Source organism: Streptomyces sp. AgN23 (assembly GCF_001598115.1).
Classification (GTDB): domain Bacteria; phylum Actinomycetota; class Actinomycetes; order Streptomycetales; family Streptomycetaceae; genus Streptomyces; species Streptomyces antimycoticus.
In genome coordinates, this window is record NZ_CP007153.1 from 5,198,362 (window position 1) to 5,211,076 (window position 12,715).

Annotated in this window: 8 protein-coding genes; 1 reads left to right on the forward strand and 7 read right to left on the reverse strand. The window is 70.2% G+C overall.

Annotation, left to right across the window (positions count from 1 at the left end; genetic code table 11):
* Positions 1-102 precede the first annotated feature (102 nt).
* The 7 genes from topA to bldG form a co-directional block, all read right to left on the reverse strand.
* The gene (gene topA, locus AS97_RS22220; RefSeq protein ID WP_210565512.1) at positions 103-2,934 is read right to left on the reverse strand and encodes a type I DNA topoisomerase; all 2,832 of its coding nucleotides are present in this window, start codon (positions 2,932-2,934) and stop codon (positions 103-105) included.
* Between the two features lie 212 nt (positions 2,935-3,146).
* Positions 3,147-3,344, reverse strand: a complete 198-nt coding sequence (locus tag AS97_RS22225; protein ID WP_059142410.1) for a hypothetical protein — start codon at positions 3,342-3,344, stop codon at positions 3,147-3,149.
* Positions 3,345-3,528: 184 nt separating this feature from the next.
* Positions 3,529-5,103: a class I SAM-dependent methyltransferase gene (locus AS97_RS22230; RefSeq protein ID WP_086710685.1), complete on the reverse strand. Its 1,575-nt coding sequence runs from the start codon at positions 5,101-5,103 to the stop codon at positions 3,529-3,531.
* 166 nt (positions 5,104-5,269) lie between these two features.
* Positions 5,270-5,842, reverse strand: coding sequence for a small secreted protein (locus AS97_RS22235; protein WP_236670209.1), 573 nt, complete (start codon positions 5,840-5,842; stop codon positions 5,270-5,272).
* Between the two features lie 238 nt (positions 5,843-6,080).
* Complete coding sequence (locus AS97_RS22240) at positions 6,081-8,519, reverse strand: sodium-translocating pyrophosphatase (RefSeq protein ID WP_210565513.1); 2,439 nt, start codon at positions 8,517-8,519, stop codon at positions 6,081-6,083.
* A gap of 821 nt (positions 8,520-9,340) precedes the next feature.
* Positions 9,341-9,769 (reverse strand): ATP-binding protein, encoded by a 429-nt coding sequence (locus tag AS97_RS22245; protein ID WP_059142406.1) that lies wholly within the window; start codon positions 9,767-9,769, stop codon positions 9,341-9,343.
* A gap of 92 nt (positions 9,770-9,861) precedes the next feature.
* The gene (bldG, locus tag AS97_RS22250; protein ID WP_014061729.1) at positions 9,862-10,203 is read right to left on the reverse strand and encodes an anti-sigma factor antagonist BldG; all 342 of its coding nucleotides are present in this window, start codon (positions 10,201-10,203) and stop codon (positions 9,862-9,864) included.
* Between the two features lie 54 nt (positions 10,204-10,257).
* Between bldG and AS97_RS22255 the strand changes: the two genes are divergently transcribed.
* Positions 10,258-12,714: a DEAD/DEAH box helicase gene (locus AS97_RS22255; RefSeq protein WP_185929931.1), complete on the forward strand. Its 2,457-nt coding sequence runs from the start codon at positions 10,258-10,260 to the stop codon at positions 12,712-12,714.
* Position 12,715 lies beyond the last annotated feature (1 nt).

Consider the following 12,715-nt stretch of genomic DNA (forward strand, 5'->3'; position numbering starts at 1 on the left):
CCGCCAGCCTATCCGGACCACATGAATCCACGGCCCCCCGGCCGAACAAACGGGCGGTGAGCCATGGATGGCGCGGGGATTGCTCCGCCTTGCTCCGCTTTCCTACTCGGCGTTGGCCGACGACTTCTTGGCCGCGGTCTTCTTGGCGGCGGTCTTCGCGGTCGTCTTCTTGGCCGTCGTCTTCTTCGCCGCGGTCTTCGTGGCGGCCGTCTTGGTCGCCGTCTTCTTCGCCGCGGTCTTCTTCGCCGCCGTCTTCTTGGCGGTCTTCTTGGCCGGGCCCTTGGCGCGCTTCTCGGCGAGCAGCTCGAAGCCGCGCTCGGGCGTGATGGTCTCCACCTCGTCGTCGCGGCGCAGCGTCGCGTTGGTCTCGCCGTCCGTGACGTACGGGCCGAAGCGGCCGTCCTTCACCACCACGGGCCGCTCGCTGACCGGGTCGGTGCCCAGCTCCTTCAGCGGCGGCTTGGCCGCGGCCCGGCCCCGCTGCTTGGGCTGGGCGTAGATCGCCAGCGCCTGCTCGAGCGTGATGGTGAAGAGCTGCTCCTCGCTCTCCAGCGACCGCGAGTCCGTGCCCTTCTTCAGGTACGGGCCGTAGCGGCCGTTCTGCGCGGTGATCTCCACACCCTCGGGGTCGGCGCCGACCACACGCGGCAGCGACATCAGCTTGAGCGCGTCCGCCAGGGTCACCGTGTCCAGGGACATCGACTTGAGGAGGGACGCGGTGCGCGGCTTGACGGCGTTCTTACCGGTCTTGGGAGTGTCCTCGGGGAGCACCTCGGTGACGTACGGCCCGTAGCGGCCGTCCTTGGCCACGATCATGCGACCGGTCTCGGGGTCGGGGCCCAGCTCGAACTCACCGCTCGGCTTGGCGAGCAGCTCCTCCGCGTACTCCACGGTCAGCTCGTCCGGCGGCATGTCGTCGGGGACGTCGGCACGCCGGCCGGTGCCGCCCTCGATCTCCGTCGGGCGCTCGACGTACGGCCCGTAGCGGCCGACGCGCAGCACGATGCCGTCGCCCACCGGGAAGGACGAGATCTCCCGGGCGTCGATCGCGCCCAGGTCGGTGACCAGCTCCTTGAGGCCGCCGAGGTGGTCGCCGTCGCCGTTCCCGGCCTCGGCGGCGCCGGCCTGCGCGCCCTCGCCGAAGTAGAAGCGCTTCAGCCACGGCACGGCCTCGGCCTCGCCGCGCGCGATGCGGTCGAGATCGTCCTCCATCTTGGCGGTGAAGTCGTAGTCGACCAGCCGGCCGAAGTGCTTCTCCAGCAGGTTGACCACGGCGAAGCTCAGGAAGGAGGGCACGAGCGCGGTGCCCTTCTTGAAGACATAGCCGCGGTCGAGGATGGTGCCCAGGATCGTGGCGTAGGTCGAGGGGCGGCCGATCTCGCGCTCTTCGAGCTCCTTGACCAGCGACGCCTCGGTGTAGCGGGCCGGGGGCTTGGTCGCGTGGCCGTCGGCGGTGATCTCCTCGGCGGAGAGCCGGTCGCCCTCGGTGACCTGCGGCAGCCGGCGCTCGCGGTCGTCGAGCTCGGCGTTCGGGTCGTCGGCGCCCTCCACGTAGGCCTTCATGAAGCCGTGGAAGGTGATCGTCTTACCGGAGGCGGAGAACTCGGCGTCCCGGCCGTCGCTCGCCTGCCCGGCGATCTTGACGGTGACCGAGTTGCCGATCGCGTCCTTCATCTGGGAGGCGACGGTCCGCTTCCAGATCAGCTCGTAGAGCCGGAACTGGTCGCCCGTGAGGCCGGTCTCAGCCGGGGTGCGGAAACGGTCTCCCGAGGGGCGGATGGCCTCGTGCGCCTCCTGGGCGTTCTTGACCTTGCCCGCGTAGGTGCGCGGCTTGTCCGGCAGATAGTCGGCGCCGTACAGCTGCGTGACCTGCGCCCGGGCCGCCGTGACCGCCGTGTCCGACAGGACGGTGGAGTCCGTACGCATATAGGTGATGTAGCCGTTCTCATACAGCTTCTGCGCGACCTGCATGGTGGCCTTGGCCCCGAAGCCCAGCTTGCGGCTGGCCTCCTGCTGCAGCGTCGTCGTACGGAACGGCGCGTACGGCGAGCGGCGGTACGGCTTGGACTCGACCGAGCGCACCGTGAAGGAGGTGTTCGCGAGAGCCGTGGCCAGGGAGCGGGCGCCGGCCTCGTCCAGCTGCAGGACGTTGACGCCGTCCTTGAGCTGGCCGAGCGAGGTGAAATCGCGCCCCTGGGCGACCCGGAGGCCGTCGACGGCCGTAAGGCGGGCACCGAAGGTGCCGGGGTCGCTGACGTCACCGGCGCGGCCGGTGGCGAAGGTGCCGGTGAGGTCCCAGTACTCGGCGGAGCGGAAGGCGATGCGCTCGCGCTCGCGCTCGACGACGAGACGGGTGGCGACGGACTGGACCCGGCCCGCGGACAGGCCGCGCATGACCTTCTTCCACAGGACCGGCGAGACCTCGTAGCCGTACAGGCGGTCGAGGATGCGGCGGGTCTCCTGGGCGTCGACGAGGCGCTGGTTCAGCTCGCGCGGGTTGGCCACGGCGGCCCGGATGGCGTCCTTGGTGATCTCGTGGAAGACCATCCGGCGCACCGGGACCTTCGGCTTGAGGACCTCCTGGAGGTGCCAGGCGATGGCCTCGCCCTCGCGGTCCTCATCGGTGGCCAGGAAGAGCTCGTCGGAGTCGGCGAGCAGCTCCTTGAGCTTCTTGACCTGGCTCTTCTTGTCGGAGTTGACCACATAGACGGGCTGGAAGTCGTGCTCGACGTCCACGCCGAGCCGCCGGACCTCGCCGGTGTACTTGTCGGGGACCTCGGCCGCACCGTTCGGCAGGTCCCGGATGTGCCCGACGCTGGCCTCGACCACGTAGCCCGGGCCGAGGTAGCCCTTAATCGTCTTCGCCTTGGCAGGCGACTCGACGATGACGAGTCGGCGGCCGCCCTGCGCGGTCTCGCTGGTGGTCGGGGACAACTTGGCTCTTCTCTCCGGTCGACGCTCGGTGAACGGGCGGCGCCGCGTGGGTAACACTCACACGGCCTCCCTCTACGGTGACGCTGCGGAGTGTGACGGTACATCCCGCCCCCGTGTCAAACGGAAAAAGCCCGCAACGCCACTCGAACGGTAACCCGACAACCGACCTGTCTGCCGCCCGGACCCGGCACGAGGCAGCGCGGAAGGCCCTGTCAGGCGTAACCGAGGCACCAGATTCCGCCGCCGAGCGCGGCGAGGCCGAAGAGAACGGAGAGCGCCGCGGAAGCGACAGGACTCACACCATGTGCCACCGGCGCGCGCAGCCTCAGGCGCGCCGCCGTCCACAGCAGCAGCGCGGCGCCGAACAACACGAATGCCGTTCCGGTGAAGATCGCAGGTCCGCTCTCCATGCGGGGAGCGTGGCACCCACGGGAGGCGTGAGCGCGAACCCCGGGTGAACAGCGCGCGTCGCCTCATACGGCCCGTGTCCCGGGCGGCCTCTTGTGCGCTCCGGCGGCAGCTTTCTGCCATACGGGGGCGCGGAGGAGGGCGCTGTACCACCGGCGTACGCCCCCAGCACCCGCCCCGCGCGCTCTATCGCGCCTCTATGCCGTCGTCGCCGACCGGCCGCAGAAATCCCTGCTCGACCAGGAGCCGGATGGACTGCGGGGTGCGGTCGCGCAGCACCACCTGGTCCTCCCCGAGCAGCTGGGCGATGGCGTCCAGGATCCGGCCCGCGCTCAGTGTGCCGTCGCACACACCCGCGAAACCCGCCCCGACCGTGTCCACCGTCGTCGCGCGCCGCATCCCCCGGTACTGCCTGAGCACCACATGCTCGGGGTCCTCGGCCCCGGGCGGGCCCACCTGCTCCTGGACGACCTCGTCCGCGAGCCGGAAGCTGGCGGTCAGCAGCGCCGCGTCGTCATGCGTGCGCAGGAAGTCCTGCCGGTCGAAGTGGGCCATGACCTCGCCCCCCAGCGGCTGCTCGACCGGATGGGGCCACTCCTCCACGGTCACCGAGGGCCGGTCGGCGCCGGACTTGCGCAGGGTGATCCAGCCGAAGCCGACGGCGTTGGTCTTCCGCGCCTCGAATTCGTCCAGCCACGCGTCGTAGCGCGCCGCGTACGCCTCGAGGCCGGCCAGATGCTCACCGGCGTCGCGCAGCCACAGCTCGGTGTACTGGGTGACGTCCTGCACCTCGCGCTGCACGATCCACGCGTCACAGCCGGACGGGACCCAGGAGGCCACCCGCTCGCGCCAGTCCTCCCCCTCGATGTGCTGCCAGTTCGCCAGCAGCTGACACCAGCCGCCGTCGGCGAGGTGCCCGGCGGACTGCTGGACGAGCGTGCGGCACAGGTCGTCCCCGGACATCCCGCCCTCCCGGTAGACCAGCTCACTGCCCTCCGGGGAGCGGGGGGAGATCACAAAGGGCGGGTTGGAGACGATCAGGTCGTACGTCTCCTCCCCGACCGGCTCGAACAGCGATCCCTCCCGCAGATCCGGCTCCTGCGCCCCGGACAGGGCGAGGGTCAGCCGGGCGATGGCCAGGGCTCGCGGATTGCGGTCCGTGGCGGTGACCCGGGTGGCGTGGCGGCCCGCGTGCAGTGCCTGGATACCGGAACCGGTGCCGAGGTCGAGGACCCGGCCCACGGGCGCGGGCACGGTGAGACCGGCGAGCGTGGTGGACGCGCCGCCGACCCCGAGGACGAGCCGGGAGCGGTCCTCACGGCCGCGCGCGCCGCCCGGGCCCCCGATCCCTCCGGCGCCGCCGACCGCGCAGCCCAGGTCGGAGACGATCCACCACTCCTGGCCCTCGGGGCCGCCGTAAGGCCGCACATCCACGCTCGCGCGCACCTCGTCGCCCTCGCGCACCAGCCAGCCATCGGCGAGGCAGTCCTCGGCAGGCAGGGCCGCGGCCGCCCGCTCGTACGCCACGGGCCGCTGCAGCAGAAAGAGCCGCACCAGGGTCTCCAGCGGGCTGCTCTCGCTCCGGGTGGCGCGCAGCGCCGGGACGGTCTCGCCGCGCGCCAGGGCCGCGTAGGCGGACGAGCCGAGCAGATCCAGCAGACCATCGGCGGTGAAGGAGGCGGCCGACAGCGCCTCACGAAGGCGGGCGGTGCGCTCGGGGTCGGCGACGGGGAGACGGAACGGAGGCTGGTGCGTACTCACGCCCCCATTGTCGGGGCAACCACCGACAGCGGGCGACGACAGTCGGCATCGGGACGACATCGCCCGCGTCGGCCAGGCTGACGAGCCGACAAAGGGACCGCGAGGTGGCGGCGTTGCCCCCTGGCGGCAGAGACCGGCACGGCCTCGAGCAGCCCCGGGCAGCCCGTCAGGACTGCGCCGTGGCGCCACCGGTCGTCTTCGGCTTCTGGCAGCCGGACTGCTTGGCCATCGCCGAGCCGACCTTTCCTTCCTGCAGCTTCTGCAGGGCCTGGTCACCCGACTTGCTGAGCTTGTCGAGGTCGTCGGCGACGCCCTTGAGCCCCTGGGCGAACTTCGACTTGTCCGAGGTGTCCAGCTTGTCGACGGACGTCTTCAGCTTCGTGTACGCCCCCGAGGTGGCGTTGAGCTCCCTGACCGCCTGCTGCTGGGTCTTGTCGCCGTTGTCGACGGGCGGGGGGCCCGCCTTGTTCACGGCCTTGGCGAGTGCCCCGTAGGACTCGGAGATCTCCTGGAACGCCTTGGAGTCCGTCTGCTGCAGCTTCTTGGAGTCCTGCTCGTCGGCGGCACCCTGGATCGCGGTGTTGGCGCCCTGAATCTTCTTCAGCTGAGGCTGCACCTCGTCACAGACCGACTTGGCCCAGTCGTCGACCTTCTTGTCCTCATCGCCGCCCCCGCAGCCGGTCAGCGCCAGTACGAGTGCCGCACCGCCGGACAGTGCAGCCACAAGCTTCTTGTTCACCGGATTGGTCCCTTCCATGGCTCTCGGCCCCGGAACATACACGTCCATCCGGCGAGGCCCACCCGGCGAGCGCCCCGTATCGATCCTTTTGTAGCCATTTGCACCCCGCTCGTTGTGGACATGGCCTCATCGAGCGGACGGGACACCCCGGACAGGGACACGGGCGGACGATGTGCTGTCGCACACCGCCCGCCCGCATGTCGCAGGGGCTTTCCCGGCCCCCGGGGCCCTTCCGGGGCTAGGACACCACCGCCGCGTCGGCTGACTTCGCCACGCGCTCGGAGTTGTCTTCGTCACCCACGACGATTCCGCGCCGCTTGGAGATGTAGACCGCGGCCACGATGATCGCGACGGCGAGCCCGGCGACGACCGCACGCAGCCCAGGGCTGGCGTTGTCCCCGTAGGAGAACTTCACCACCGCCGGGGCGATCAGCAGCGCCACCAGGTTCATCACCTTCAGCAGCGGGTTGATCGCGGGGCCCGCGGTGTCCTTGAAGGGATCGCCGACCGTGTCGCCGATCACCGTCGCCGCATGCGCCTCGCTCCCCTTACCGCCGTGATGACCGTCCTCGACCAGCTTCTTGGCGTTGTCCCAGGCGCCGCCGGAGTTGGCGAGGAAGACGGCCATCAGCGTGCCGGTGCCGATCGCGCCCGCCAGGAACGAACCGAGCGCGCCGACCCCGAAGGTGAAGCCGACGGCGATCGGCGCCAGGACGGCGAGCAGACCCGGTGTGGCCAGCTCGCGCAGCGCGTCCTTGGTGCAGATGTCGACGACCCGGCCGTACTCGGGCTTCTCGCTGTAGTTCATGATCCCGGGCTTCTCGCGGAACTGCCGCCGCACCTCGAAGACCACCGCTCCGGCCGACCGCGACACCGCGTTGATCGCCAGCCCGGAGAAGAGGAAGACGACGGCGGCGCCGAGGACGAGGCCCACGAGGTTGTTGGGCTGCGAGATGTCCAGGTTCAGATTCATCTCCCCGGCCACGGAGGTGTGCACATCGCTCACGGCCTCCGCGATGGCGTCGCGGTACGAGCCGAAGAGCGCGGCCGCGGCGAGCACCGCCGTCGCGATGGCGATGCCCTTGGTGATGGCCTTGGTGGTGTTGCCGACCGCGTCGAGGTCGGTGAGCACCTGCGCGCCCGCACCCTCGACATCGCCGGACATCTCGGCGATGCCCTGGGCGTTGTCGGAGACCGGACCGAAGGTGTCCATCGCTACGATCACACCGACCGTGGTGAGCAGGCCGGTGCCGGCGAGCGCGACGGCGAACAGCGCCAGCATGATCGAGGTGCCGCCGAGCAGGAAGGCGCCGTAGACGCTCAGCCCGATCAGCACCGCCGAGTAGACGGCCGACTCCAGACCGAGCGAGATACCGGAGAGCACCACCGTGGCCGGACCGGTCAGCGAGGTCTTGCCGACGTCGCGCACGGGACGCCGGGTCGTCTCGGTGAAGTAGCCCGTGAGCTGCTGGATGAGCGCGGCCAGCACGATGCCGATGGCGACGGCGACGAGCGCGAGGACCCGCGGGTCACCGCTGTGGCCGAGGATCTCGCGGTTGGTGACCCCGTCGAGATCCGCGTAACTGGACGGCAGATAGATGAAGACCGCCACCGCCACCAGCGCCAACGAGATCACGGCCGAGATGAAGAAGCCGCGGTTGATGGCGCTCATACCGCTGCGGTCGGCGCGGCGCGGAGCCACGGCGAAGATCCCGATCATGGCGGTGATCACGCCGATGGCCGGAACGAGCAGCGGGAAGACCAGCCCCGAGTCGCCGAAGGCCGCCTTGCCGAGGATCAGCGCGGCGACCAGGGTGACGGCGTACGACTCGAAGAGGTCGGCGGCCATACCGGCGCAGTCACCGACGTTGTCGCCAACGTTGTCCGCGATGGTGGCGGCGTTGCGCGGGTCGTCCTCGGGGATGCCCTTCTCGACCTTGCCGACGAGGTCGGCGCCGACGTCGGCGGCCTTGGTGAAGATGCCACCCCCGACCCTCATGAACATCGCGATCAGCGCGGCGCCGAGCCCGAAGCCCTCCAGCACCTTGGGTGCGTCGGCCGCGTAGACCAGCACCACGCAGGAGGCGCCCAGCAGTCCGAGGCCGACGGTGAACATGCCCACCACACCGCCGGTACGGAAAGCGATCTTCATCGCCTTGTGCGAGACGGCCGTGAGATCCACGCTCGGCTTACCGGGTGTGGAAGCGGCCGAATCGCCATTGACGGGTGTGGTGGGGGGCTCGGGGGTGGCCTCACGGGCGGCGGCGGCGACGCGCACATTGCTGCGCACCGCGAGCCACATCCCGATATAGCCGGTGGCTGCCGAGAATGCCGCACCGATCAGAAAGAACACCGAGCGCCCGATGCGCTGCGCCCAGTCGTCCGCCGGCAACAGCATGAGCAGGAAGAACACCACCACGGCGAATCCGCCGAGGGTGCGCAACTGCCGGGCCAGATAGGCATTGGCGCCTTCCTGAACGGCCTCGGCGATCTTCTTCATACTGTCCGTGCCCTCGCCCGCCGCGAGGACTTGTCGCACCAGGACCACCGCGACCGCGAGCGCCGCGACCGCGACGGCGGCGATCACCAGCACGATCACACGGTTGTCGTCGGTCAGCTCTGCGGCGGCCAGGGTTGGGGTGAGGTCCAGCTGATGAGGGGTGAGAGGCCCCGCCATTCGTCCTCCTTGACGTTTGGCACATGGGCGCGCAGCAGTTCTGCGACCGCAGAAGAGCCGCCGCGCTCAGGCGTCCTGAGCTCGAGATGTGGACGGATTGTAGGGAGCGTCACACGATCAAAACAGGGCGCCGGAATGGGAATTCGCCCGCACCAGCGAAGATCAATTGGTTTGGCGGTATGAATTCCTTCGGAAGAAGGAAGGTCGACAATTCACTGACGGATGTAAAATGATCTCTACAAATGATCTATATAGATGATCTAGCGACAATCATGCGTCGTCGAGAAAAGCGCTGTTCAGAGCCTAAGCCAGAGATCGAGAAAGCGCGCGCCGAGAGGTGTGCCGGGACCATGCGGCCGACCGGGCGCGAGCATGCCAAGAGCCGGACCGGCGATCATGAAACAGCCGGTTCGGTGGGTTCCAGCGGGTCTTGCGGGCCGGAGGAGGGATGACGGACAGATGACCCTCACGAGGGACCCGGCTTCGGCGATCAGGACGAGCGGGGACCACTCCCGGCCCCGAGCCGGGGTGAAGAGGGCCTGCCCGGCGCCGGCAGGACGCAGCAGCCGGTGCGAACAGCACTCAGCCCGGCGCGAGCAGAGCCCGAACCGAAGAGAGCGCGACGCAGCCGGACGTAGCAGGACCCGAACCGACTGGGGCATGGCCCAGCCCACTGCGAGCAGGACCCGACCAACGGGAGCAGCACACAGCCCACTGCGAGCAAGGCCCGGCGCGGCGAGGCAGGACCCAGCCCAGTGGGGCAGGGCCCGGCGCTATGAGGCAGGACCCGGCGCTGTGGGGCAGGACCCAGCCCAGTGGGGCTAGGACACCAGAGGCTGGGGTGACGTCGGCCAGCTCATCCGGATCACTCCACCGGACTCGCTGGTCGTCACCTCGACATCGTCGACGAGCCCGCTGATGACGGCGAGACCCATCTCGTCCTCGCCCTCGGCCTCGTCGTCCATCTCCGGATGGGAGCCGGACGCCAGGGTCGCCGAGGTCGGGGATTCGTCACCGACCTCGATGGAGAACTTCTTCTCCTCCTCGGTCAGCGACACCCGCACCGGTGCCTCCACCCCATTGCTCAGGTGGAGCCCGACCGCACGCGTGCACGCCTCGCCGACCGCGAGCCGCACCTCGTCGAGCACGGCCTCATCCACCCCCGCCCGACGCGCCACGGCGGCCGCGACAAGACGAGCGGTCCTGACGTGCTCAGGCAGCGCGCTGAAGCGGAGTTCGACGGTGGCCATGCCATCCCCCTCGGGCGTATGGGCGTGCTTATCGGGAGGGCCGGGCGTACGCCGCCCGGAACCCCCTTCTGTGTCTTCCTTCGGCGATCTTGTCAGTCGGTCGCCGCGACAGCGTCCTCGACCGAGGTGTGAATCGGGAACACCTTGGTCAGGCCGGTGATGCGGAAGATCTTCAGAATGCGCTCCTGGTTGCAGACCAGGCGCAGCGAGCCCTCGTGGGCCCGCACTCGCTTGAGCCCGCCGACGAGCACGCCGAGTCCGGTGGAGTCGAGAAAGTCGACGCCCTCCATGTCGACGACCAGGTGGTAGTTGCCGTCGTTGACAAGCTCGACCAGCTGCTCGCGCAGCTTGGGCGCGGTGTATACATCAATCTCGCCACCGACCTCGACGACCGTGCGGTCGTCGACGGTCCGAGTCGACAGGGACAGGTCCACGGATCCTCCAGCACCTTGCATCGAGCGGTCGCCCCCCATGGATCGGCAGCCGCGATGGCATTCAATCACTTACCAGCAGGCGTGCACGACGCCTTGAGACCATTGTCCGTCAGACCAGTGACACACTCGGTGTCGATGGCCCACGACCAAATCCCGCGGCAGGCGGGCATACACCCCTCACCCCGGGCCGTTCTCGGTCGGCTGAGCACCGGGGCGGGCCGGGGCGCGCGCATCACTCATACGGAGCACTTGCCCCCGCGTCCGGGAACCCATGCCGACTGGCCCTCGGCGATCCGGCCGGAAGTGATCAACGCCATTCGCGCGGCCGGCATCGATCGCCCGTGGGCTCACCAGGCGCGTACGGCCGAACACGCGCTGCGCGGGGATTCCGTGGTCGTGGCCACCGGAACCGCCTCCGGCAAGTCCCTCGCCTATCTGGCCCCCGTCCTCAGCACCCTGCTGGATGGCTCGGAGGAGCCCAACGGGCGGGGGACGACCGCCCTGTACCTCTCCCCCACCAAGGCGCTGGCCGCCGACCAGCGCCGCGCGGTGGCCGGCCTCACCGCCCCGCTGGGGACCGGCATCCGGGCGGCGGTCTACGACGGCGACACGCCCGTGGAGGAGCGCGAGTGGGTCCGCCAGTACGCGAACTATGTGCTCACCAACCCCGACATGCTCCACCGCGGCATCCTGCCCGGCCACCCCAGATGGTCCTCCTTCCTGCGGGCGCTGCGCTATGTGGTGATCGACGAATGCCACACCTACCGGGGTGTCTTCGGCTCCCATGTGGCCCAGGTGCTGCGCAGGCTGCGCCGCGTCTGCGCCCGCTACGGCTCCTCGCCGGTGTTCCTGCTCGCCTCGGCCACCGCCTCCGACCCGGCGGTCGCCGCGAGCCGGCTGACCGGCGTGCCCGTCGTGGAGATCACCGAGGACGGCTCGCCCCGCGGCGAGGTCGTCTTCGCCCTCTGGGAACCGCCGCTGACCGAGCTCCACGGCGAGCAGGGCGCCCCTGTGCGCCGTACGGCCACGGCCGAATCCGCGGACCTGCTCACCGACCTGGCCGTCCAGGGCGTCCGTACGGTCACCTTCGTGCGCTCCCGGCGAGGCGCGGAGCTCATCGCGCTCATCGCCCAGGAGCGGCTCGCGGAGGTGGACCGCTCGCTGCCGGACCGGATCGCCGCCTATCGCGGCGGCTATCTCCCCGAGGAGCGCCGCGCCCTGGAGAAGGCCCTTCACTCCGGTGAGCTGCTGGGGCTCGCCGCCACCACCGCCCTGGAGCTGGGGATGGACATCGCCGGGCTGGACGCGGTGGTCGTGGCGGGCTACCCCGGCACCCGCGCCTCCCTGTGGCAGCAGGCCGGGCGGGCCGGGCGCACCGGCGAAGGGGCCCTGGCGATCCTGGTCGCCAGGGACGACCCGCTGGACACGTATCTCGTCCACCATCCGGACGCCCTCTTCCGGCAGCCGGTGGAGTCCACCGTCCTGGACCCGGACAACCCGTACGTCCTCGCGCCGCACCTGTGCGCGGCCGCGGCCGAGCTTCCGCTCACCGAGCCGGACCTGAAGCTCTTCGGCCCCGCCACCGAGGAACTGATGCCGCAGCTGGAGCAGCGCAAGCTGCTGCGACGCCGGGCGACCGCCTGGCACTGGACCCGCCGTGAGCGCGCCGCCGACCTCACCGACATCCGCGGGGCGGGCGGCAGCCCGGTCCAGGTCGTGGAGGCGGCGACCGGACGGCTCCTGGGCACCGTGGACGCCGCGGCGGCCCACACCACCGTCCACGAGGGCGCCGTCCACCTCCATCAGGGCCGGAGCTATCTCGTCAGGCAGCTCGACCTCGACGACTCGGTCGCCTTGGTGGAAGAGGCCGCTCCGCCCTACTCGACCACGGCCCGCGACACCACGGCGATCTCCATCCTGGAGACCACCACCGAGATCCCCTGGGGGGACGCGCGGCTGTGCTTCGGCTCGGTCGAGGTCACCCACCAGGTGGTCTCCTTTCTGCGCCGCAAGCTGATCACCGGTGAGGTCCTCGGCGAGTCCAAGCTCGACCTTCCGCCGCGCACCCTGCGCACCCGGGCCGTGTGGTGGACGGTCACCGACGACCAGCTCGAGGAGGCCCGGGTGCACCCCCAGGCCCTCGGCGGCGCCCTGCACGCCGCCGAGCACGCCTCGATCGGCATCCTGCCGCTCTTCGCCACCTGTGACCGCTGGGACATCGGCGGGGTGTCCGTCCCGCTGCATCCCGACACACTGCTGCCGACCGTCTTCGTGTACGACGGGCATCCGGGTGGCGCGGGCTTCGCCGAGCGCGCCTTCCACACCGCCGCCCGCTGGCTGGCCGCCACCCGCGAGGCGATCGCCGCCTGCGAGTGCGAGGCGGGATGCCCGTCCTGCATCCAGTCGCCCAAGTGCGGCAACGGCAACGACCCGCTGGACAAGAAGGCCGCCATCCGCCTGCTGACCACCCTGCTCGCCGGGGCCGCGGAGCAGCCGCCGGCCGCCGAGTGAG

What these genes read in the sequence shown, in the direction of transcription:
- AS97_RS22240 (WP_210565513.1), bottom strand. Translation starts at nt 8,519, where the DNA reads ATGGCGGGGCCTCTCACCCCTCATCAGCTGGACCTCACCCCAACCCTG.
- AS97_RS22225 (WP_059142410.1), bottom strand. Translation starts at nt 3,344, where the DNA reads ATGGAGAGCGGACCTGCGATCTTCACCGGAACGGCATTCGTGTTGTTC.
- AS97_RS22255 (WP_185929931.1), top strand. Translation starts at nt 10,258, where the DNA reads ATGGCATTCAATCACTTACCAGCAGGCGTGCACGACGCCTTGAGACCA.
- AS97_RS22245 (WP_059142406.1), bottom strand. Translation starts at nt 9,769, where the DNA reads ATGGCCACCGTCGAACTCCGCTTCAGCGCGCTGCCTGAGCACGTCAGG.